This window comes from Allobosea sp. LjRoot9 (assembly GCF_964252745.1).
Taxonomy (GTDB): domain Bacteria; phylum Pseudomonadota; class Alphaproteobacteria; order Rhizobiales; family Beijerinckiaceae; genus Allobosea.
Genome location: NZ_CAXUPC020000001.1, coordinates 1,535,116 through 1,556,959, shown reverse-complemented (window position 1 = coordinate 1,556,959; position 21,844 = coordinate 1,535,116). Strand labels below are relative to the sequence as shown.

The following is a 21,844-nucleotide window of genomic DNA, read 5'->3' as shown; positions in this document are numbered from 1 at the left end:
CCGTCTCCTGAATGCGTTCGCCTCTGGGTCGTGCTGCTTTAGTCGCGCGGGTGGGGCTGATCGTAGAGCCAGGCGTGACATTCGTTAGGTCCAGCGCCGAAGGCGCGAGGTCATCGCCTTGTCACGGGGGGCGTTCCTCCTGCAAAGCTGCGTAAGTTCTGAAAGGCGCATGAGGACGGCGATGGCCAAGACGATTCTGATTTCGGGTGCGACGGCGGGCTTCGGCGCAGCGACCGCGCGCCGCTTCGTTCAGGCCGGCTGGCAGGTCATCGGCACGGGCCGGCGCGCTGAACGGCTGGATGCGCTGAAGGCTGAACTCGGCGAGGCCTTCCATGGCGCCGCCTTCGACATCACCGACGAGGCAGCGATGCTGGTGGCGCTCGCGGCCCTGCCTGAAGGTTTCAAGGGCATCGACGTGCTGGTCAACAATGCCGGCCTTGCGCTCGGCACCAAGCCGGCGCCGCAATCCGCGCTCTCCGACTGGAAGACGATGATCGACACCAATGTCACCGGTCTCGTGACGCTGACGCATCACCTGCTGCCGGGGCTGATCGAGCGCAAGGGCGCGATCGTCAACATCGCCTCGGTCGCGGCGAACTGGCCCTATTCCGGCGGCAACGTCTATGGCGCCACGAAAGCCTTCGTGCAGCAGTTCTCGCTCGGGCTGCGCTCCGACCTGCACGGCAAGGGCGTGCGCGTCACCTCGATCGAGCCCGGCCTGTGCGAGAGCGAGTTCACCCTGGTGCGCAATGGCGGCGACCAGAAAGCCTATGACGCGCTCTATGGCGGAGCCAACGCATTGCAGCCGCACGATATCGCCGAGACGATCTTCTGGATCGCGACGCAGCCCGCGCATGTCAACGTCAATAGCCTCGAGATCATGCCGGTGAGCCAGTCCTTCGCCGGCTTCCAGGTTCATCGGGAGGCGTGATGGCGACCTTCGATCTCGCCATCGTCGGCGCCGGCATCGTCGGACTCGGCCATGCCTTGGCAGCCGCCAGGCGCGGCAAGCGGGTCGTCGTGATCGATCGCGATGCGCAGGCCAATGGCGCCTCGGTGCGTAATTTCGGCTTCGTCACGGTGACGGGGCAGGGCGCCGGCGATTGCTGGAATCTCGCCAGGCGCGCCCGCGACGTCTGGGTCGAGATCGCGGATGCCGCCGGCATCGACATCCTCCAGCGCGGGCTTGTCTTGGCCGGACGCTTGCCCGAATCGGAGGCTGTGATCGAGGCCTTCCTGGCGAGCGAGATGGGGCAGGGCTGCGAACGCCTCAGCGCCGGACAGGCGCTTTCTCATGTGCCCTGCCTGAGGCCCGAGGCCGCGCGCTTCGCCTTGTACAGCCCCCATGAGGTGCGCGTGGAATCGCGCGAGGCGGTGCCGCTGGTCGCGCGCTTCCTCACTGAGCGCCATGGTGTCGAATTCCGCTGGGGCACGAGCGTTGTTGCGGTCGAGGCCCCGCGCCTGATCACCGCCGATGGCGGTATCATCGAGGCCGAAGCCGTGATCATCTGCCCCGGCGACGAGTTCACGGCCCTGTTCCCGGAGCGGATCGCGGCCTATGGCGTGACCCGCTGCAAACTGCAGATGATGCGGGTCAGGCCTGCCACGCCTGTTGCCCTGAGGACCGCGGTGATGTCCGATCTCGGGCTCGGGCGCTATCTCGGCTATGCCGAATTGCCTGAGGCCGAACCGTTGAAGCGGCGCCTGGACACCGAGATGGCGGCCCATCGCGAAAACGGCATCCACCTGATCGTGACCCAGTCGGCCGATGGCTCGCTGGTCGTCGGCGACAGCCATCATTATGCCGCGACGCCCGACCCGTTCGGCTCCGAAGGGGTCGACCAGCTCATCCTCGACGAGTTCGACACGGTGCTGGATTTGCCAGGTCGGACCGTGACCGAGCGCTGGATCGGCACCTATGCTTCGGCTTCCGGCCGCTGGCGATTCACCGATAAGCCATCGGACGCGGTCCGCATCGTCGTCGTCACCAGCGGCTGCGGTGCCTCGACGGCCTTCGGGATCGGCGAGGAAACCATCGACGAGCTCTATGGGCGGCAAGGGTGATCTCGGCATGAGCAAGTTCAAGGCGGTGGTGTTCGACTGGGCCGGCACCATGATCGATTTCGGCTCATTTGCGCCGATGGGGGCTTTCGTCGACACCTTCGCCAAATTCGGTGTCGCGGTGACGATCCCCGACGCCCGCAAGCCGATGGGCCTGCCCAAGCGCTTGCATATCGCCGCGATGCTGGCGGAACCCCATATCGCCGAAGGCTGGCGGGTCGCGCAGGGCGCGCTGCCCGACGAGGCCGCGATCGATGCCGTCTACAAGCTCTTCGTCCCCCTCAACGAGGAGGTGGTGAGCAATTACTGCACGCTGGTGCCCGGCGCGCTCGAAACCGCCAATCATATCCGCGCCAAGGGCATGAAGATCGGCTCGACCACGGGCTATACCCGCTCGATCATGCAGCGCGTGCTGCCGCTGGCCGCCGCGCAGGGCTACGCGCCCGACAATCTCGTCTGCGCCGACGACCTGCCATTGGGACGGCCGACCGCGATCGGGATGTATAAATGCTTCCTCGATCTGATGGTCCATCCCGCCTCGGCCGTGATCAAGGTCGACGATACCGAGCCCGGCATTGCCGAGGGCGTCGAGGCGGGCTGCGTCACGGTCGGCTTGACGCTGTCGGGCAATGAGGCTGGCCTGACGCCGGACGAACTCGCCGCGCTCTCGCCTGCGCAGCGTCAGGCGCTGCATGAACGCGTCGCCGCCAAGCTGATCGCGGCCGGCGCGGACTATGTCATCGGCACCGTTGCCGAGCTGCCGGCCCTGATCGACCGGCTGGAGGATGACCGCTGAGAGATGGCGACGGCATGAAGCCCAACGTCCTACTCGTCACCGCCGACCAATGGCGCAGCGACTGCCTCTCGGCCGTCGGCCACCCTTGCGTGCGGACGCCGAATATCGACGCGCTGGCCGCCGAGGGCGTGCTGTTCGCGCGGCATTATGCGGGAGCCGCGCCCTGCTCGCCGGCGCGGGCGGCGCTCTATACCGGCCTTTACCAGATGAACCATCGCGTCTGCCGCAATGGTTCGCCATTGGACGATCGCTTCGACAACCTCGCCCGGCTGGGGCGGAGGGCGGGCTATGACCCGACGCTGTTCGGCTACACCGACGTCTCGCTCGATCCCCGGACCTTGCCGCCGGGCGATCCGCATCTGACGACCTATGAGGGCGTGCTGCCGGGTTTTTCCGTGCGTGAATTGCTGCCCGAGCATGAAAAGCCCTGGCTGTCCTGGCTCCGCTCGCGTGGGCACGAGGGAGCGACCGATCGCGGCGTGCATGCGCCGGCAGGGCAGAGAGCCGAGGTCGGCAACGCGCCTCCGGCCTATGGCCGGGACGAAACCCAGACCGCCTATCTGACCGATGCCTTCCTGCGCTGGCGCTCCGAGCAGGATGGGCCCTGGTTTGCGCATCTCTCCTTCCTGAGGCCGCATCCGCCCTTCGTCGTGCCGGCGCCCTACAACACGATGTTCACCGCGCAGGACGGGCCGGATTTCGTCCGCGCGCCCGACCGCGCGACCGAGGCGGCGCTTCACCCTTATCTTGCCTTCCAGATCGCGCAGAACACGCAATCCGGCTTCGTTCAGGGCGCGAGTGGGCGCGTCCAGGACTGGAGCGCCGGGGAGCTCGCGACGTTGCGCGCCACCTATTTCGGCATGATCGCCGAGGTCGACGCCCAGCTCGGCCGGATATGGCGGGGGCTGCAGGCGAGCGGCGAATGGCAGAACACCATCGTCATCTTCTGCTCCGACCATGGCGAGATGGCCGGCGACCACTGGCTGCTCGGCAAGGGCGGCTTCTTTGAAGGCAGCTACCATATCCCGCTGGTGATCCGCGATCCCGCCCAAGCTGCGCATGCCGGCCGCAGGATCGAGCAGTTCACCTCGGCTGCCGACATCATGCCGACATTGGCCGAGCGGCTCGATCAAGCGCCCCTGAACCATCAGGACGGGCGCTCGCTGCTGCCGTTCCTGACGGGGCAGGAACCGGCCTCCTGGCGCGATGCGGCCTTCTGGGAGTTCGATTTCCGCGACATCGAGAACGGTGTGGCGGAGCGCCATTTCAGCCTCGGCTCCAACGCCTGCAACCTCTCCGTCATTCGTGACGAGGCCTATAAATACGTCCATTTCGCCGGCTTGCCGCCGCTGCTCTTCGACCTGAAGAGCGACCCTGCCGAAACGCGCGATCTCGCATCCGACCCGGCCCATCTCGCGGTCAGGCTGTATTATGCGGAGAAGCTGCTGGCGCTGAGGGCGCGGCATCTCGACCAGACGCTGGCCTATACGCATCTCTCCGGCCGCGGTCCGGTCTCCAAATTGTTCGACACCTGAGGCTCCGGCGTGCCGTCGCCGGGTTGTTGCAATCGCGCGGCAAGTCCATGGCCGAGGAATCCCATGGCCGGAGAAGCTGGACCCATAGAATTCGACCTGTGGCTCTAATCTTGCTTGGCTCTCCCCCATAACAATCGAGGGGCGCGCCGGCTTGAAGCCGGCTTCCGATCAGAAGCAGACGCAGCGCAACGCAATCACAGGGGATCACGATGTCCAAGAAGCCTGGAACCGCCTTCGCCCGCCGTGACGTCCTCAAGCTCGCGGCCATGGCCGGCGTCGCCATGCCGGCGCTGATCAGCCGCGGCGCTCTCGCCTCCTCGGGCGAGATCAACATCATGATGTGGTCGGACTATCTGCCGGAGAGCTTCGTCAAGGGCTTCACCGAGAAGACCGGGATCAAGGTCAACTTCACCGGCATCGGCTCGAATGACGACATCCTCAACAAGATGAAGGCGTCGAACGGGCAGGGTTTCGACATCGTCACCCCGACCGTCAACCGCAGCCCGCTCTGGAAGGATCTCGGCCTGCTGATGCCCTTCGACATGAAGAAGGTCGCGATCGCCAAGGTGAACCCGGCCATGGCGCTGGGCGAGACGCATTGGAACTTCGCCGGCAAGGGCAGCCATTGGCTGCCGCATATCTGGGGCACCGAGGGCGTTTCCTGGCGTACCGACAAGTTCACGCCCGCCGGCACCGCGCCGAGCTACTACGACGTCTGGGACGATGCCAATGCCGGCAAGACGATGGGGCGCGGCCATTCGATGATCCTCGGCCTCGGTCTGGGCATGGAGCGGCGCGGCGAACTGGCGCCGGGCTCGGTCTGGGAGGCGTACAAGACGCCCGAGAAGATGACGGAGGTCTGGACCAAGCTGACCGAGGTCGCGATCAAAAAGAAGAAGAACATCAAGCTGGTCTGGAACGATGCCGACGCCCAGAAGAACGGCCTGCTCAACGAGGGCGTCATCGTCGGCCAGACCTGGGACGGCCCGCCGATCGCGCTCAAGACCGCCGGCGAGCCGGTGATGTACCGCGCGCCGGTCGAGGGTGCGATGGCCTGGGTCGACGGCCTCTCCCTGCCGATCGGCGCCAAGAACATCGATCAGATCTACGCCTTCATCGACGCCTGCTACGACGCCAAGCTCGCAGGCGAGGCGATCAAGACCCATGGCTACAATTCGCCGGTCATCGGCGCCGACAAGTTCGGCGGCGAGGTCTACGCCAAGAATTTCGCCGATGCCTATCCCGGCGACTCGCTGGCCAAGCTGAACCCCTGGCCGGCCGAGGCGCCCTGGTATGCTTCCAAGCGCTCGGAATTCACCAACAAGTTCATGAGCGCCTGAGCTGTCGTCGACACGATTGCCTTTGCAACCGCCGCGGCGTCATCCCGGGCAAGTCGCGCAGCGACGCAGACCCGGGATCCATTCCGGAACAATTCAGGAATGGATCCCGGATCTCCGCCGAGTTTATCCTTGGGCCGATCGAAGATCGGACCCGGGGGCTGCGTCCGGGATGACGGTGCGGAGAAATGGAAGGAGTGCGTCCAGGTAAACGGACGCCAGCCTTTGACGATTTCTCATCCAGGATCAGCATGAACACCAGGGACGTCGTCCTCGAACACGTATCGATCCGCTTCGGAAACTATCGGGCCGTCGAGAACGCCCATCTCGCGATCAAGGGCGGCGAGTTCTTCTCGTTCCTCGGGCCGTCGGGCTGCGGCAAGACCACTCTGCTGCGCTGCATCTCGGGCTTCGTCCAGCCGAGCGAGGGCCGCGTGCTGATTGGCGGCAAGGATATGAGGAATGTTGGCCCCAACAAGCGGCCGACCGCGCTGATCTTCCAGAATCTCGCGCTCTTTCCGCTGCTCTCGGTCGCCGAGAACATCGCCTTTCCGCTCGAGGTGCGTGGTGTCGGGCGTAAAGAACGCCGCAAGCGCGCCGATGAACTGCTCGAGATGATCGCGCTGCCCGGCACCGGCGACAAGAAGGTGCATGAGCTCTCGGGCGGACAGCGCCAGCGCGTCGCGATCGCCCGCGCGCTCGCAGCCGAGCCCGACATCCTGTTGCTCGACGAGCCGCTCTCGGCGCTCGACCTCAAGCTGCGCCAGCATATGCGCACCGAACTGCGCGCCATCCAGCAGCGCGTCGGCCTGACCTTCATCTACATCACCCACGACCAGGGCGAGGCCCTGACCATGTCGGATCAGGTCGCGGTGATGAATGCTGGCGTGGTCGAGCAGGTCGGCGATCCGCAGACGATCTATAACCGGCCCAAAACCCCCTTCGTCGCCTCCTTCGTTGGCGAGACCAATGCGATTCCGGGCGCCGTCATGAGCCAGCAAGGCGCATTGGTGACGCTCGACACCGCGCTCGGTCCGCTCACCGGGCAGTCGGCGGGCGGACGCGACTATCAGGCCGGCGAGCGTTGCACATTGTTCGTCAGGCCCGAGCAGCTCGCCCTTGCCGATGCGGCTCCCGCGACGAATGCGATCGCCGCCAGGCGCGTCAACGAGGAGTTCGAGGGTTCTATCCGCACGCTCTACCTCAATGCGAACGGGCTCGATCTCAGGCTTTACCGCATGAATGCCGATGCCTCCGGGCTGGAGCTCGCAGCTGACGGCGCGGCCAACGTCTGGTTTCGCGCGGAGCATGCGACCGTTCTTCCCGTCGATCCGTCGCGGAGCGGCTGAGGCCATGGCAGCGCTTCGTCAACTCTGGAGCACCGTCGCCGATCGGCACGGCCTGGGCGTCGCGGTCTTCATCGGCGGCGCGGTGCTGTTCTGGGTGCTGGTCCTGATCGTGCTGCCGCAGCTGGCGATGTTCGACGTCTCGCTGCGCCACAACCTGCCGCGCCCCGAGATCGGCGGGCCGGCCGATGTCTACACCCTGAAGAACTACAGTTATTTCCTGTTCGGCAATGGCGCCCTGAACACGCTCGACATCGGCGTGCTGGTCAAGACCTTGATCGCCGCCGTCATCGTCACCCTGCTCGACATCGTCATCTGCTACCCGATCGCCTTCATCCTCGCCCATTCCGCCACCGGCGTCGCGGCGCGGATGATGGTCATCGGCCTGATCGTGCCCTTCTGGATCAACGATATCCTGCGCGCCTTCGCCTTCCGCATCCTGTTCGGAGCGACAGGCGTCATCAACGGCATCGGCCAGGCGCTGGGCCTGTGGTCGAGCCCGATCGACTTCATCCGGGCCGATGTCGCGCTCTATGCCGGGCTTGCCTACACCTACACCCTGCTGATGGTGTTCTCGATCTACAACGCGGTCGAGACGCTCGACCGTAACCAGATCGAGGCGGCGCGCGACATGGGCGCGAGCTGGTGGCGGGTGCATTGGCGGGTGGTGCTGCCGGTCGCCAAGCCCGGCATCGCATCCGGCGCGACCATGGTCTTCATGCTGACGGCGGGCGCGCTGGCGGCCCCGCAGATCCTCGGTGGGCCGTCGAACCTCTGGTTCACCCAGATCATCTATCAATGGTTCAACGATGCCGGCGACTGGCAGCGCGGTTCCGCCTACGCCACCATCCTGCTCGGTGTCTGCCTCGCCTTCGTCTTCCTGATGATGCGTGTCTTCAAGGTCTCGATCGGAGCGATCGGGCGATGACGCGGGGCTCAGGCGGCGGCCTTTTCGCGTTCAGCTACGCGCTGTTGTTCTTCCTGTTTCTGTTCGGCCCTCTGATCATCATGGTGATCACGGCCTTCAACTCCTCGGCCTTCCCCAGGGTGGTGCCCTGGGAGTGCTTCACCACCGACTGGTTCGGCGTGCTGGTGCGCAATGAGCGGTTGATGAGCGGGCTGTGGACCAGCCTCGCGATCGGCGTCGCGGTGGTCGCGATCGCTGTGCCGTTCGGGTTGGCGGGCGCGCTCGCACTTGCCGATATCGGCCCGCGCCTGCGGGCCGGGCTCTACGCCGTGCTGATCACGCCGATCCTGATCCCCGGCGTCGTGCTCGGCATCTCGACCATCGTCTTCTGGAGTTTTGTCGGACGCGGGGTGGGAGCCAGCTACGATACGGTCTTCTACAACGGCTTTTTCCTGACGCTGCTCGGGCAGGTCGCCTTCATCGCCTCCTACGCCATGCTGGTCCTCAACGCCCGGCTTCAGCGCTTCGATCCGACGTTGACGGAAGCCGCGCTCGATCTCGGCGCGACGCCGGGCCAGGCCTTCCGCAAGATCCTGCTGCCCTTCATGAAGCCGGCGCTGGGCTCGGCCGCCTTCATCACCTTCCTGGCTTCGTTCGAGAACTACAACACCACCGTCTTCACCATCCTGTCGGGCAACACCTTCACCACGGCGCTGGCCTCGAAGGTCAGGCTCGGCACCGACCCTTCGCTCTCGGCGCTTGCCGTCATCATCATCGCGGTGACGCTGATCGGGGCGATGGTCAGCGAGGCCCATACCCGCCGCCAGGAGCTTTTGCGCAGCGGCAAGGCTGGCCAGTCCCGGCTCTACGCCAACCCGCTCTCGCGCCTGCTGACGCATCCGGGCGCGGTCCTCGTTCTGCTCGTCGGCGTGACGGGCTTCGTCGCCTGGTCGGCAAGCCGCGTCGATGCGGATGTCTGCCGCGCCGCGATCCTGCAGGAGAAGCAGCAAGTGCAGGAAAGGCTGATGCAGGAGCAGCGCAACCGCATCCAGCAGCAGGCCCCGGCGCAGCCGGCAATGCCGTCGCCCTCCAACAACCCGTCACCCTTCGGCGGCGCATTCAACCCGAATTCGCTGGCGCCGCCGGCCCAGCCTGCGCCTCCCGCCGCGCCGCCGCCGTCGAGCAATCCCTCGCCCTTCGGCGGAGCCTTCAACCCGAACTCGCTTGCCCCCAAGAACTAGCTTGCCCCGAAGCCATGACGACTGCGGTTCAGGGACAGGCAGCAGGACCCACGGGGCGGTTTTGAGTTGAGCCCTCATCCTGAGAAGCCGCGAAACGGCGTCTCGAAGGATGTTCCAGGAGGTTCGGGAGCCTCAGGATGAGGGCTGAGGAATCTCGGACGATCTTCAACCTCTCGTTCAAGCGACTCGCCTTCGCGTGGAGCACGTTCTATATAAGAACAAAGAGAGAACACGCATCCAATGAACCCGAAACCCGCCCCTCTCGCCCTAGCCGATCTGCGGCGCAGCCTTGCCGAAGCGGCGCTGCGCACCGCGCCGGCTGCGGTCGGGCGTGTGAGCTTCGGAGCGCCTGCTCTTGATGAGCCGCTGGGCGGAGGCATCGCGCGCGCGGCGCTGCATGAGGTTTACGCGCCGGGAACGGCGGACCTCGCTGCGGCGACGGGTTTCGCCGTGGGGCTGACGATCCGGGCGGCGCAGATGCGCCAGGTCCTCTGGGTCAGGCAGGATGTTCTCGATGCCGAGACCGGGCGTTTGCACCCGCCGGGGCTGGCCGAGCTCGGTCTCGATCCTGCGCGCATCCTTCTGGTGCGGGCGCGCGATGCGCAGGACGTGCTGCGGGCCGGCGCGGAGGCCGCGCGCTGTTCGGCACTGGGGGCGGTGCTGATCGAGCCCTGGGGCGAGCCGCGCCTGTTCGACCTGACCGCGAGCCGGCGATTGGCGCTGGCGGCGGAGGCGTCCGGCGTCACGACGGTGCTGCTGCGTGCGAGCGCCCGGCAGGATGCCAGCGCCGCCCGGACCCGTTGGCTGGTGCGCGCTCTGCCGTCGCGGGCCCTTGAGGCCAATGCGCCGGGCGATCCGGCATTCAGTCTCAGGCTGCTGCGCGATCGCGGTGGCCTGGGCGAGCGTGAGTGGCGTGTGGAGTGGAACCGTGACCGACAATCTTTCCACGAGAGAGCTGCCTTCCAGGCAAACCCTGCCTTCCATGAGAGAGCCGGCAACCAGGGGAGACCACAGGATGCCGCGCCGCTATCTCGCCCTCTGGTTCCCTTTCCTGCCGACGGACCGGCTGCGGAGGGAGCGCGGGGTCCCGGCTTCCGGCGGGCGGGGTGAGCCGCCGCTGGTGGTGGTCGAGACGGTGCGCAACGCGCTCCGGCTGGTCGATTGCGACCAGAACGCCATCAGGCTCGGGCTCACGCGTGGGCTGACGCTTGCCGATGCGCGCGCCCGGATTCCGGACCTCGTCGTGGTCGAGGCTGAGCCGCAGGTCGATCAGCGCCTGATCGAGCGGCTGGCCGCCTTCTGCGACCGTTTCACGCCGCTGGTCGCGCTCGACCCGCCTCATGGCCTGCTGCTCGACATCACCGGCTGCGCCCATCTCTTCGGCGGTGAGGCGGCGCTTCGGGCCATGATCGCCGAACGGTTGCGGGCAGGCGGGCTCAATCAGCGCAGCGCGATCGCCGGGACGCCGGAGGCGGCGCATGCGCTCTCCCGCTTCGGCGCGGGCGGTATCGTACCGCCGGGCGAGGACGAGGCCATGATCCGCCCGTTGCCGGTCGCGGCATTGGAGATCGGCGCCGAGACCGTCATCGCCTTGTCCCGGGCCGGGCTGAAATCGGTGGGTGACCTGGCCGAGCGACCCTCCATGGTCCTGTCCGCCCGTTTCGGCGAGGATCTGGCGATCCGGCTCAGGCGCACGCTGGGCCGGGAGGATGTCCGGATCACGCCGCTGCGCCCGGCGCCCGCTTGCATGGTCGAGCGGCATTTCGCCGAGCCCCTGCTGGACATGCAGGGGCTGGAGACGGTGGTGACGCAGCTGATCGCGGAGGCTGCCCGCCTGCTGGAACAGCGTGGCGAGGGCGGACGCGCCTTCGAGGTCAGCCTCTTCCGCACGGATGGCGCGGTCAGGCGGTTGGACATCGAGACTGGCCGGCCCTCGCGCGACGCCGATGCCATCCTCAGGCTCTACCGCGAACGCATCGACACGCTGGCGGATCCGCTTGACCCGGGCTTCGGCTTTGACGCGATCCGCCTCGCCATCCCGGTCTGCGAGCCACTGAACACGCATCAGCCCAGCCTGGATGGGCGCGCTGTCGAGGACGAGGCGGTGGCCGAGCTCCTCGACCGCCTGGTCACCCGTTTCGGCCGCGACCGTGTGCTGCGGTTTGCCGCGCGGGACACGCATGACCCGCGCCGTGAGGCGAGGGCGGTTCCGGTCGCCGCGCCCGCGTCAGCGATCGCCTGGCCCACGCCCGAACCCAACGAGCCGCCGACGCGCCCGCTCCAGCTCTTCGAGCCGCCGCAGCCGATCGAGACCTTGGCCGAGGTGCCGGACGGGCCGCCCTTGCGTTTCCGCTGGCGGCGCGTGCTGCACGAGATCGCTCGTGCCGAGGGGCCAGAGCGCATCGCGCCGGAATGGTGGCGCGACGGGCCAGCCGAGCCGGCGCGCGACTATTACCGTGTCGAGGACGCGCAAGGGCGCCGCTTCTGGCTCTTCCGCGCCGGGCTCTATGAGCGCGAGAACGAGATGCCGCGCTGGTTCCTGCACGGGCTTTTCGCGTGAGAAACTTGGCATGAATCAACCTCTGAGCATTTACGCCGAACTCGTTGCCACCACGAACTTTTCTTTCCTGCGCGGTGCCTCGCCCGGGCCCAATCTGGTGCTGACCGCCCTGCTGCTCGGTCATGCCGGCATCGGCATCGCCGACCGCAATACGGTCGCGGGCGTGGTGCGCGCCTTCAGCGCCCTTGCATATCTGCGCGAGCATGGCTTGCCGGAGCCCGAGAAGATCCGTGAAGGCGGCAGTCCGGGTGAATTTATCTGGGTCGAGAACCCGGCCTTCGCCGATCTGCCCTTCACCGGACCGCAGCTCCAGAGCATGGCCCGAGCCTTCAAGCTCGCTGTCGGCAGCCGGCTCGTCTTCGCCGACGGCACGCCCGACATCGTCGTCTACCCCGCCAATCGCGCCGGCTGGGGAAGGCTCTGTCGGCTGCTCAGCCAGAGCAATCTGAAGGCGCGGAAGGGCGACTGCATCCTGCATCTCGATGATCTGCTCTCGGATGCGCGCGACCTGCTGCTCATCGTCATGCCGGGCAAGCGCCATGACGCTCTGCCCGCGCTCCTCGCCCGGCTGGACGAGGCCGCGCCCGGCGCGGTCTGGCTGGCAGCCAGCATGCATCGCAAGGGCGACGATCGCCGCCGCCTCGCCCGGCTGAAGTCGATTGCGGCTGCGACCCGCACGCCGCTGCTGGCCACCAATGACGTGCTCTACGATGCCCCCGAGCAGCGCGATCTGCAGGATCTGCTGACCTGCATCCGCGAAGGCGTCGCAATCGACCAGGCAGGCCGCTTGCTGGAGGCCAATGCCGAGCGCCATCTCAAGGCCGGGCGAGAGATGGCGCGGCTCTTCCGCGATGCGCCCGATGCGATCGCGGAGACCGGCCATCTGCTCGGCCGCATCGAGTTCGACCTGGGCGAGCTCACCTATGAGTATCCGGACGAGCCGGTGCCGCCGGGCTGGACCGCGCAAGGCTGGCTTACGGAGCTGGTCCGCAAGCGCTCGCAGATGCGCTATCCCGATGGCGTGCCCGCAAAAGTGCAGGCGCTGCTCGACCAGGAACTCGTCTTGATCGGGAAGCTCGAATACGCCCGCTATTTCCTGACCATCCGCCAGATCGTCGAATTCGCCGACGGTGAGGGCATCCTCTGCCAGGGCCGGGGCTCGGCCGCCAATTCCGCCGTCTGCTATGTGCTCGGCATCACGGCGGTCGATCCGGCCGAGAACGACGTGCTCTTCGCCCGTTTCATCTCCGAGGAACGGCGCGAGCCGCCCGATATCGACGTCGATTTCGAGCATGAGCGGCGCGAGGAGGTGATCCAGTGGATCTATGAGAAATACGGCCGCCACCGCGCCGGCATCGCCGCAACCGTGATCCATTACCGGCCGCGCAGCGCCATCCGCGATGTCGGCAAGGCACTGGGCCTGACCGAGGACGTCACCGCCCGGCTCGCGGACACGCAATGGGGTAGCTGGGGCACAGAGATCGGCGACAATCATGTCCGCCAGGCCGGGCTCGATCCGACGAACCCGACGATCCTGCGCGCAGTCGGCTTCGCGCTCAGGCTGCTCGGTTTCCCGCGCCATCTCTCGCAGCATGTCGGCGGTTTCGTGCTGGCGCGCGGCCGCCTCGACGAGATGGTGCCGATCGGCAATGCCGCGATGGACGACCGCACCTTCATCGAATGGGACAAGGACGACATCGACGCGCTGCGCCTGATGAAGGTCGATGTGCTGGCGCTCGGCATGCTGACCTGCATCCGAAAAGCCTTCGACCTGCTGCGCGAGCATGAAGGCAAGGATTTGGGGCTGGCCGATGTCCCCAGTGATGACGAAGCGACCTACGACATGCTCTGCGAGGGGAAATCGCTCGGCGTCTTCCAGGTCGAGAGCCGGGCGCAGATGAATATGCTGCCGCGTCTGAAGCCGCGGGTCTTCTACGATCTCGTCATCCAGGTCGCGATCGTCCGGCCGGGCCCGATCCAGGGCAACATGGTCCATCCCTATCTCAAGCGGCGGGCTGGGCTGGAAGAGGTAGTCTATCCTTCACCGTCGCCCGAGCATGGTGATGCCGACGAACTCGTCGAGGTGCTCAAGAAGACCTGCGGCGTGCCGCTCTTTCAGGAGCAGGCGATGAAGCTTGCCATGGTGGCGGCGAAATTCACCGATCCCGAGGCCAACCGCCTGCGCCGCGCCATGGCGACCTTCCGCAATCTCGGCACGATCGGCCGGTTCGAGGAGATGATGGTCGGACGCATGGTGGCGCGCGGCTATGAGCGCGATTTCGCCCAGCGCTGCTTCGACCAGATCAAGGGTTTCGGCAGTTACGGCTTTCCCGAGAGCCACGCCGCCTCCTTCGCCAAGCTGGTCTACATTTCCTCCTGGTTGAAATGCCACCACCCCGCGATCTTCGCCTGCGCGCTGCTGAATTCGCAGCCGATGGGGTTTTACGCGCCGGCGCAGATCGTCCGCGAGGCGCAGGAGAATGGCGGTGTGGAGGCACGCGCCATCGATGTCAGTTTCAGCTTCTGGGACAATACGCTGGAGCGTCGCGAGGATGGCGCCATCGCGCTCAGGCTCGGCCTGCGCCAGATCGACGGCTTCGCGGAGGACTGGGCGGAACGCCTCGCAAGTGCCCGCGGCGAAGGCTATTCCGACGTCGAAGGCCTCGGCCGCCGCGCCAGGTTGCCGGCCCGCGCCATGCGCCTGCTCGCCGATGCCGACGCTTTCCGCTCGCTCGGGCTCGACCGGCGCGAGGCTCTCTGGGCCGTGCGCCGCTTGCCCGATGACGAGGCGCTTCCCCTGTTCGCGGCGGTGCAGGCGCATGAACTGGGCGAAGAACCCGCCATGGCGCTGCCCGTCATGCCGTTGCCCGAGCACATCGTCGCCGACTACCAGACGGCGCGCCTCTCGCTGAAGGGCCATCCGATGGGCATGCTGCGGCCGCTCTTCAGGCGGGAGGGGGTGTTGAGCTGTGCGCAGACCGAGGCGAAGCCGGACGCTGCCTGGGCGCGCACAGCCGGCGTCGTGCTGGTGCGCCAGCGCCCGGGCAATGGCAACGCGGTCTTCATCACGCTGGAGGATGAAACCGGCATCACCAATGTCGTGCTCTGGGCGCGGTTGTTCGAACGCTTTCGCCGCGAGGTCATGGGTGCACGACTGCTGTTGGTCGAGGGCCGGGTGCAGAAGAGCTCGGACGGCGTGACGCATCTGATGGCGCAGCGCGTGATCGACCGTACTGCCGACCTGCTGAGCCTCTCGGATACGCATCGCACTGAGCGCGCCTCGATGCTGACCGACGAACTCCTGACTCCGCAGATCCCGCGCGGCCGCCATCCGCGCAATGTCCGTATCCTGCCGAAATCGCGGGATTTCCATTAAGCTCGGGCTCTGCCTATTTAAGCGGCAATGATGGCTGCATTCTTTTTAGGCAAGTCTTTGCGTGACGGTTGCCTCAGTAAAGATCACGGCGGTGCATGGCGTTGCTCCGCCGCGCCGCACTGGCACAGCCTTTGCTCAGGCTTCTTCGAAATCATCCATTTCGGAGTTAGCCGATGATCCGTTCCGCTCTCGCCTTGTCTTTTGCCGCAGGGCTCCTGCTCGCGGCGCAATCGGCTTCCGCCCAGGGCACGCTGCGGATCGGCATGACGGCCTCCGACATCCCGCTGACCACTGGCCAGACCGACCAGGGCGGCGAGGGCATGCGCTTCATGGGCTATACGGTCTATGACGGGCTGATCAACTGGGACCTCAGCAAGGCCGACAAGGCCTCCGATCTCGTTCCCGGCCTCGCCACGAGCTGGGCCGTCGATGCCGCCGACAAGACCAAATGGACCTTCGTGCTGCGCGAGGGCGCGAAGTTCCATGACGGCTCGGAGTTCACCGCCGACGCCGTCGTCTGGAACCTCGACAAGCTCCTGAAGAACGACGCCCCGCAATTCGACCAGCGCCAGGCCGCACAGGGCCGCTCGCGTATCCCGGCCGTCGGCACCTACAAGGTGATCGACAAATACAAGGTCGAGATCGTCACCAAGACGCCGGACGCGACGCTGCCCTATCAGATCGCCTGGATCATGATGTCCTCGCCGGCGCAGTGGGAAAAGCTCGGCAAGAGCTGGGACGCTTTCGCCAAGACGCCTTCGGGCACTGGTCCCTGGCAGCTCACCGCTTTCCAGCCGCGCGAGCGCGCCGAGCTTTCGCCGTTCCCAGGCTATTGGGACAAGGCCCGCGTGCCCAAGCTCGACAAGCTCGTGCTGCTGCCACTGCCTGAGCCCAATGCTCGCGCCGCCGCTTTGAGGGCGGGGCAGGTCGACTGGATCGAGGCGCCGTCGCCCGATCTCGTGCCCTCGCTCAAGAGCGCCGGCTTCCAGATCGTCACCAATGCCTATCCGCATAACTGGACCTGGCATCTCTCCCGCGCCGAAGGCTCGCCCTGGAACGACATCCGCATCCGCAAGGCGGCCAATCTGGCCGTCGACCGCGAGGGGCTGAAGGAATTGCTCGGCGGCATGATGATCCCGGCCGAGGGCTTCTATCCGCCGGGCCACCAATGGTTCGGCAATCCCAGCTTCAAGCTGAAATACGATCCTGAGGCCGCCAAGAAGCTGCTCGCCGAGGCCGGCTATTCGCCTGCCAAGCCGGTGCAGACCAAGATCCTGATCGCGCCCTCCGGCTCCGGCCAGATGCAGCCTCTGCCGATGAACGAGTTCGTCCAGCAGAACCTCGCCGAGGTCGGAATCAAGATCGATTTCGAGGTTGTCGAATGGAACACGCTGATCAACATCTGGCGCGCCGGCGCCAAGCATGAATCGTCGCGCCAGGCGACGGGCATGAACTACACATATTTCATCCAGGATCCCTTCACCGGCCTGATTCGGCATCTGCAGTGCAACCTGCAGCCGCCGGCGGGCACCAACTGGGGCTATTACTGCGACCCCGAGATGGACAAGCTCTTCGAGCAGGTCCGCAACACCTTCGACCCGGCCGAGCAGACCAAGGTGCTGCAGAAGATCCATGAGAAATATGTCGATGAGGCGCTGTTCCTGATGGTCACGCATGACGTCAACCCGCGCGCCTTGAGCCCCAAGGTGAAGGGCTTCATTCAGGCCCAGAACTGGTTCCAGGACTTCTCGCCGATCACGATGACGAAGTGAGGCGGAGAATGGCTCGCATTGCCGCGGAGACAGCACGACAGAAGCCGTCATGGTCGGGCAGGTTTCGACGGAGACCGACATATGTCGGTCATCCGTCATGGTCGGGCTTGTCCCGACCATCCACGTCTTCCTTCGTCGAGACCTGTGTTCAAGACGTGGATGCTCGCCACAAGGGCGAGCATGACGGTCGCGGAGTCGGATTGTTGTCAGGTTGGGCTGTGGCAATCTCATGCTGAGCTATCTCGCCAAGCGTATCCTCTATGTCCTTCCGGTCGCGTTCGGCGTCAGCGTGTTCTGCTTCCTGCTGGTTCATATCGCGCCCGGCGACCCGCTGACTGCGGTGCTGCCGCCGGACGCCTCGCAGGCGATGCAGGACGAGTTGCGCAAGATCTACGGTTTCGACCGGCCGCTGCCGATACAGTTCGGCCTCTGGTTGCTGAAGGCGCTGCAGGGCGATCTCGGCACCTCGATCGCCACCGGCCGCCCGGTCGCGGCCGAGGTCTGGCGCGCGGTCGGCAACACGCTGCTGATCGCCGTGCTGGCGACGGTGATCGGCTTCCTGCTCGGCTCGTTCTTCGGCTTCGTGGCTGGGTATTTCCGCGGCTCCTTCCTCGACAAATTCGCTTCGATGCTGGCTGTGCTCGGCGTCTCCGTGCCGCATTACTGGCTCGGCATGGTGATGGTGATCGTGTTCTCAGTGCAGCTCGGCTGGCTGCCGCCGGGTGGGGCGGGGCCGGGCGGTTCGGCCGCCTGGATCTGGGATTGGGAGCATGTCAGCTACATGATCCTGCCCGCCATCACGATGTCGGTGATCCCGATGGGCATCATCGCCCGCACCGTGCGTGCGCTCGTCGCTGACATCCTGAACCAGGAATTCGTCCCGGCCCTTCGCGCCAAGGGGCTGATGGATTTCGGCGTGTTCAAGCATGTCGTGAAGAATGCGGCCCCCACTGCGCTCGCCGTGATGGGGCTCCAGCTCGGCTATCTGCTCGGCGGCTCGATCCTGATCGAGACCGTGTTCTCTTGGCCCGGCACCGGCTTCCTGCTCGGCAATGCGATCTTCCAGCGCGATCTGCCGCTGCTGCAGGGCACGATCCTGGTGCTCGCGATGTTCTTCGTGGGCCTGAACCTGCTCGTCGACATCCTGCAAGGGCTGCTCGATCCGCGCGTGCGGAGGCGCTGAGATGACCACGCTCACCGAGGCCGCCACTCCCGCCGTCGCCCCGCTCGCCAAATCGCCGGGCTATTGGGCCGGCGTCTTCAGGCGCTTCAAGACCGACAAGGTCGCGGTCGGCGCCGGCATCGTCGTCCTGCTGATCATCCTGATGGCGATCTTCGCCGACTATATCGCGCCGGCCGATCCGACGCGCTCCTCGATGCTGCGGCGGCTGCGCCCGATCGGCACGCCGGGCTATCCGCTCGGCGCCGACGAGCTTGGCCGTGACATGCTCTCGCGATTGATCTTCGGCGCCAGGCTCTCGCTCTTCATGGGCGTCGTGCCGGTCTTCATCGCCTTTGTCTTCGGCTCGCTGATCGGCGTCGCGGCCGGCTTCTTCGGCGGCAAGTTCAACACCATCACCATGCGCACGGTCGATGTGTTCTACGCCTTCCCCTCGGTGCTGCTGGCGATCGCGCTTTCGGGTGCGATGGGGGCCGGCATCGCTAATTCGCTGCTGTCGCTGACCATCGTCTTCATCCCGCCGATCGCGCGCATCGCCGAGAGCGTGACGACGCAGGTCCGCGGCATGGACTATGTCGAGGCGGCGCGCGCCAGCGGAGCCGGAGCCGGCACGATCATCCGCGTGCATGTGCTCGGCAATGTGCTGGGGCCGATCTTCGTCTATGCGACCAGCCTGATCTCGGTCTCGATGATCCTGGCCTCGGGCCTGTCGTTCCTGGGGCTCGGCACCAAGCCGCCGACGCCGGAATGGGGGCTGATGCTGAACACGCTGCGCACCGCGATCTATGTCCAGCCCTGGGTGGCGGCCCTGCCGGGCGCGGCGATCTTCATCACCTCGATCTCGTTCAACCTGCTCTCGGACGGCTTGCGCTCGGCGATGGATGTGAAGGGCTGATCATGGCTGAGACCCCGACCCTGGACGAACGCGACCGCGGCGGCGCCGGAACCCCGCTGCTCGAGGCGCGCACCCTGACCAAGCATTTCCCGCTTGGCCGCGGTGCGGTGGTGCGCGCCGTCGATGGCGTCGATTTCGCAGTGCTCAAGGGCGAGACGCTCGGCGTCGTCGGCGAATCCGGCTGCGGCAAATCGACGACGGCGCGCGTGGTGATGCAGCTCATCGCGCAGGACAAGGGCGAGATGCTGTTCGACGGCGAGATCGTCGGCGGGCTCTCGCTCAGCCTGAAGGAGTACCGCCGCCAGGCCCAGATGGTCTTCCAGGACAGTTACGCCTCGCTCAATCCGCGTCTGACCATCGAGGATTCGATCGCCTTCGGGCCGACGGTGCATGGCGTCTCGAAGCAGGCCGCAATCCTGCGCGCTCGCGATCTCCTGGTTCGCGTCGGGCTCGATCCCGCACGCTTTGCCGCGCGCTACCCTCATGAGCTGTCCGGCGGGCAGCGCCAGCGCGTCAATATCGCGCGCGCGCTCGCACTGGGCCCGCGCCTCGTTATCCTCGACGAGGCGGTCTCGGCGCTCGACAAATCGGTCGAGGCGCAGGTGCTGAACCTGCTGATGGATCTGCGCCAGGAGTTCGGTCTGACCTACATCTTCATCTCGCACGACCTCAACGTCGTTCGCTTCATCAGCGACCGCGTCATGGTGATGTATCTCGGTGAGGTGGTCGAGATCGGCCCGGTCGACGAACTCTATGACGATCCGCGCCACCCCTATACCCGCGCGCTGCTCTCGGCGATGCCCTCGATGGATCCGGACAACCGGACGATGGAAGCGCCGCTCGCCGGCGATCCGCCCAACCCGATCAATCCGCCCGAAGGCTGCCGCTTCCATCCGCGCTGCCCGCAGGCCCAGACCGTCTGCGCCAAGGTCAAGCCCGTGCTCGCGACAGCGGGCGAGGGCGCGCGCCAGGTCGCCTGCCATATGGAGGTCGCCGGCTCCGGCCATAGTCGCGCGCCTAAGCTGGAGGAGGCTGCGTGACCGCCCCGCTCGTCGCAATCGAGAACCTCACCGTCCGCTTCCGTGGCGCGCAGAACGTCCATGCCGTCAACGGAGTCTCGCTGACGCTGGAGCCCGGCAAGGTGCTCGGCATCCTCGGCGAATCCGGCTCGGGCAAGAGCGTCACGCTGAAGACGCTGCTGCGGCTCCTGCCCGAGAGCCGCACCGATATTGGCGGCACGGTCCAGGTCGATGGCCGCGACGTGCTGGCGCTGAACCCGCAGGACCTCTCCGACTATCGCGGCCGAGTCACCTCGATGATCTTCCAGGACCCGATGCTGGCGCTGGACCCGGTCTATACGGTAGGTGAGCAGATCGCCGAGGCGATCGTCCGGCATGAGAAGATCAGCAAGAAAGCCGCGATGGCACGCGCGCTCGAATTGCTCGAGCTCGTCCGCATTCCTTCGCCGGAGCGAAGGCTCAAGGCCTATCCGCATGAGATGTCGGGCGGCATGCGCCAGCGCGCCATGATCGCGCTCGCGCTCGCCGCCCGTCCCAAGCTGCTGCTCGCCGACGAGCCGACGACGGCGCTCGACGCCACCGTGCAGATCCAGATCCTGCTGCTGCTGCGCCAGCTCCAGCGCGACCTCGGCATGGGCGTGATCTTCGTCACCCATGACATCGGTGTCGCGGTCGAGGTCTCGGATCGGCTCGCGGTGATGTATGCCGGTCAGATCGTCGAGACCGGCACGGTGCGCGAACTGATCCGCGATCCGCAGCACCCCTATACCAAGGGTTTGCTCGCTGCGAATTTGCACGGTGCCAGGAAGGGCGAGCGGCTGGAGGCTATCCCAGGCGCGCCGCCGGCCCTGAACGAGCCGCCATCCTCCTGCTCCTTCGCGCCGCGCTGCAAGCACGCCGAAGAGCGCTGCCACGCCGCCTTGCCGCCGGTCGTGACGCTGGGCGAGGGGCGCGTGGTGCGCTGCGTCCTGGCCGAGGACGCGCTGGCTCCGGCTTGACGCGCGGCGGTCAGGCGGCTTCCGCTGCCGCCGCAGCTGTGGCGCGGGCTCCTGCGCGATCGCCGAGTGCGCCGAAATTCCCCAGGCTGATCAGGTGCGAGTAGATCGGCGCGAGATAGCCCTTGCGGCGCAGATCGGCCAGAGCGTCGTCAGGCAAGGCGTTGAAGCGCTCTTCGCTGATGGCGAGGAAGCCGCTGAAGCTCGAACTCAAGCCTGTGGGCGAGCGGATATCGATATTGATCGTTTGAAACAGGTCGAGCGCCTTGAGTTCCGCGGTGAAGACGCCTGTCGCCTTGGCCGCATCGGCATATTCGCCGACGAAGATGACGGCGCGTTGCAGCATCTCGCTTGGCTCGCCGGCTTCGTTGAAAAGGCGCTCACCGGCCTGGTCCTGCAGGCCGGCATAGCCGCCATCGAGGCAGATCACCTGCTGCTCCTGCGAAACCTCGCCGCCAATGAACGGGTAGCGGCGCAGATAGGCCGGCGCATGCACGCCGTTCCAGCGTCCGCTCGCCTCGACGAAATCGTTCTCGCCGCTGCGCATCCCGACCATGAACAAGGGCGAGACGCTGCCGGCCTCTTCCAGGAACAGGATCGGCATGTCACGGCAGCCGAGCACGAATTCCGCCATCAGCGCCGGCACGACATGGCTGCCGGCCGCGAAGGCGTAACCCCGCTCCGCCGGAGCGATCCGCGCATCGCGGTGGATGTTGCGATCGAGTACGACGATGCTCGTATAGAAGAGGGGCAATGGCGCCATGGTGCGGCTCTTATCCTGGAGAGACGGGACGGGTTCTCGTGATGGCCTTGGAGCGTGATGC

17 protein-coding genes are annotated in these 21,844 nt (G+C 66.3%); 16 read left to right on the top strand and 1 reads right to left on the bottom strand.

The features are described from left to right. Window positions 1–181: 181 nt before the first annotated feature. The 16 genes from ACSQ3P_RS07165 (at window position 182) to ACSQ3P_RS07090 (ending at window position 21,023) form a co-directional block, all read left to right on the top strand. Entirely contained in the window at window positions 182–931 is a 750-nt protein-coding gene (locus tag ACSQ3P_RS07165; RefSeq protein WP_436164875.1) for an SDR family NAD(P)-dependent oxidoreductase, read from the top strand. Continuing rightward, window positions 931–2,064 (top strand): TIGR03364 family FAD-dependent oxidoreductase, encoded by a 1,134-nt coding sequence (locus tag ACSQ3P_RS07160; protein ID WP_436164874.1) that lies wholly within the window; start codon window positions 931–933, stop codon window positions 2,062–2,064. Before ACSQ3P_RS07165 ends, ACSQ3P_RS07160 begins: the two co-directional genes overlap by 1 nt. Before the next feature lie 7 nt (window positions 2,065–2,071). Further along, window positions 2,072–2,857, top strand: coding sequence for a phosphonoacetaldehyde hydrolase (phnX, locus tag ACSQ3P_RS07155; protein WP_436164873.1), 786 nt, complete (start codon window positions 2,072–2,074; stop codon window positions 2,855–2,857). A gap of 14 nt (window positions 2,858–2,871) precedes the next feature. Further along, window positions 2,872–4,392 carry an alkaline phosphatase family protein gene (locus ACSQ3P_RS07150; protein ID WP_436164872.1) on the top strand — a complete coding sequence of 507 codons (1,521 nt, stop codon included), beginning with the start codon at window positions 2,872–2,874 and terminating at the stop codon, window positions 4,390–4,392. Between the two features lie 209 nt (window positions 4,393–4,601). Next, entirely contained in the window at window positions 4,602–5,732 is a 1,131-nt protein-coding gene (locus tag ACSQ3P_RS07145) for an extracellular solute-binding protein (RefSeq protein WP_436164871.1), read from the top strand. A gap of 248 nt (window positions 5,733–5,980) precedes the next feature. Continuing rightward, the gene (locus ACSQ3P_RS07140; RefSeq protein WP_436164870.1) at window positions 5,981–7,078 is read left to right on the top strand and encodes an ABC transporter ATP-binding protein; all 1,098 of its coding nucleotides are present in this window, start codon (window positions 5,981–5,983) and stop codon (window positions 7,076–7,078) included. A gap of 4 nt (window positions 7,079–7,082) precedes the next feature. Then, window positions 7,083–8,003: an ABC transporter permease gene (locus ACSQ3P_RS07135; protein ID WP_436164869.1), complete on the top strand. Its 921-nt coding sequence runs from the start codon at window positions 7,083–7,085 to the stop codon at window positions 8,001–8,003. Next, on the top strand, window positions 8,000–9,223 hold the full coding sequence (locus ACSQ3P_RS07130) for an ABC transporter permease (RefSeq protein WP_436164868.1): 1,224 nt from the start codon (window positions 8,000–8,002) through the stop codon (window positions 9,221–9,223). The genes ACSQ3P_RS07135 and ACSQ3P_RS07130 overlap by 4 nt, the downstream gene beginning before the upstream one ends. A 240-nt stretch (window positions 9,224–9,463) precedes the next feature. Further along, window positions 9,464–10,333 carry an ImuA family protein gene (locus ACSQ3P_RS07125; RefSeq protein ID WP_436164867.1) on the top strand — a complete coding sequence of 290 codons (870 nt, stop codon included), beginning with the start codon at window positions 9,464–9,466 and terminating at the stop codon, window positions 10,331–10,333. Next, window positions 10,239–11,783: a Y-family DNA polymerase gene (locus tag ACSQ3P_RS07120; RefSeq protein WP_436164866.1), complete on the top strand. Its 1,545-nt coding sequence runs from the start codon at window positions 10,239–10,241 to the stop codon at window positions 11,781–11,783. The genes ACSQ3P_RS07125 and ACSQ3P_RS07120 overlap by 95 nt, the downstream gene beginning before the upstream one ends. A gap of 10 nt (window positions 11,784–11,793) precedes the next feature. Next, window positions 11,794–15,159 carry an error-prone DNA polymerase gene (locus tag ACSQ3P_RS07115; RefSeq protein ID WP_436164865.1) on the top strand — a complete coding sequence of 1,122 codons (3,366 nt, stop codon included), beginning with the start codon at window positions 11,794–11,796 and terminating at the stop codon, window positions 15,157–15,159. Between the two features lie 173 nt (window positions 15,160–15,332). Then, window positions 15,333–16,931 (top strand): ABC transporter substrate-binding protein, encoded by a 1,599-nt coding sequence (locus ACSQ3P_RS07110; RefSeq protein ID WP_436164864.1) that lies wholly within the window; start codon window positions 15,333–15,335, stop codon window positions 16,929–16,931. A 229-nt stretch (window positions 16,932–17,160) separates the two neighbouring features. Further along, the gene (locus ACSQ3P_RS07105) at window positions 17,161–18,114 is read left to right on the top strand and encodes an ABC transporter permease (RefSeq protein WP_069691260.1); all 954 of its coding nucleotides are present in this window, start codon (window positions 17,161–17,163) and stop codon (window positions 18,112–18,114) included. 1 nt (window position 18,115) lies between these two features. After that, window positions 18,116–19,006: an ABC transporter permease gene (locus tag ACSQ3P_RS07100; RefSeq protein WP_436164863.1), complete on the top strand. Its 891-nt coding sequence runs from the start codon at window positions 18,116–18,118 to the stop codon at window positions 19,004–19,006. Window positions 19,007–19,008: 2 nt separating this feature from the next. Next, window positions 19,009–20,046 carry an ABC transporter ATP-binding protein gene (locus tag ACSQ3P_RS07095; RefSeq protein WP_436164862.1) on the top strand — a complete coding sequence of 346 codons (1,038 nt, stop codon included), beginning with the start codon at window positions 19,009–19,011 and terminating at the stop codon, window positions 20,044–20,046. After that, on the top strand, window positions 20,043–21,023 hold the full coding sequence (locus ACSQ3P_RS07090; protein ID WP_436164861.1) for an ABC transporter ATP-binding protein: 981 nt from the start codon (window positions 20,043–20,045) through the stop codon (window positions 21,021–21,023). The genes ACSQ3P_RS07095 and ACSQ3P_RS07090 overlap by 4 nt, the downstream gene beginning before the upstream one ends. Window positions 21,024–21,033: 10 nt before the next feature. On the opposite strand, the gene ACSQ3P_RS07085 is transcribed toward ACSQ3P_RS07090, so the two are convergent. Beyond that, window positions 21,034–21,783: a SapC family protein gene (locus tag ACSQ3P_RS07085; RefSeq protein WP_436164860.1), complete on the bottom strand. Its 750-nt coding sequence runs from the start codon at window positions 21,781–21,783 to the stop codon at window positions 21,034–21,036. Window positions 21,784–21,844: the final 61 nt, after the last annotated feature.

Bases quoted from the DNA above. Each gene is read 5' to 3' on its own strand.
- ACSQ3P_RS07125 (WP_436164867.1), top strand. From the start codon at position 9,464: ATGAACCCGAAACCCGCCCCTCTCGCCCTAGCCGATCTGCGGCGCAGC.
- ACSQ3P_RS07135 (WP_436164869.1), top strand. From the start codon at position 7,083: ATGGCAGCGCTTCGTCAACTCTGGAGCACCGTCGCCGATCGGCACGGC.
- ACSQ3P_RS07140 (WP_436164870.1), top strand. From the start codon at position 5,981: ATGAACACCAGGGACGTCGTCCTCGAACACGTATCGATCCGCTTCGGA.
- ACSQ3P_RS07095 (WP_436164862.1), top strand. From the start codon at position 19,009: ATGGCTGAGACCCCGACCCTGGACGAACGCGACCGCGGCGGCGCCGGA.
- ACSQ3P_RS07115 (WP_436164865.1), top strand. From the start codon at position 11,794: ATGAATCAACCTCTGAGCATTTACGCCGAACTCGTTGCCACCACGAAC.
- ACSQ3P_RS07120 (WP_436164866.1), top strand. From the start codon at position 10,239: ATGCCGCGCCGCTATCTCGCCCTCTGGTTCCCTTTCCTGCCGACGGAC.
- ACSQ3P_RS07105 (WP_069691260.1), top strand. From the start codon at position 17,161: ATGCTGAGCTATCTCGCCAAGCGTATCCTCTATGTCCTTCCGGTCGCG.
- ACSQ3P_RS07110 (WP_436164864.1), top strand. From the start codon at position 15,333: ATGATCCGTTCCGCTCTCGCCTTGTCTTTTGCCGCAGGGCTCCTGCTC.
- ACSQ3P_RS07150 (WP_436164872.1), top strand. From the start codon at position 2,872: ATGAAGCCCAACGTCCTACTCGTCACCGCCGACCAATGGCGCAGCGAC.
- ACSQ3P_RS07145 (WP_436164871.1), top strand. From the start codon at position 4,602: ATGTCCAAGAAGCCTGGAACCGCCTTCGCCCGCCGTGACGTCCTCAAG.
- phnX (WP_436164873.1), top strand. From the start codon at position 2,072: ATGAGCAAGTTCAAGGCGGTGGTGTTCGACTGGGCCGGCACCATGATC.
- ACSQ3P_RS07085 (WP_436164860.1), bottom strand. From the start codon at position 21,783: ATGGCGCCATTGCCCCTCTTCTATACGAGCATCGTCGTACTCGATCGC.
- ACSQ3P_RS07165 (WP_436164875.1), top strand. From the start codon at position 182: ATGGCCAAGACGATTCTGATTTCGGGTGCGACGGCGGGCTTCGGCGCA.
- ACSQ3P_RS07100 (WP_436164863.1), top strand. From the start codon at position 18,116: ATGACCACGCTCACCGAGGCCGCCACTCCCGCCGTCGCCCCGCTCGCC.
- ACSQ3P_RS07160 (WP_436164874.1), top strand. From the start codon at position 931: ATGGCGACCTTCGATCTCGCCATCGTCGGCGCCGGCATCGTCGGACTC.
- ACSQ3P_RS07130 (WP_436164868.1), top strand. From the start codon at position 8,000: ATGACGCGGGGCTCAGGCGGCGGCCTTTTCGCGTTCAGCTACGCGCTG.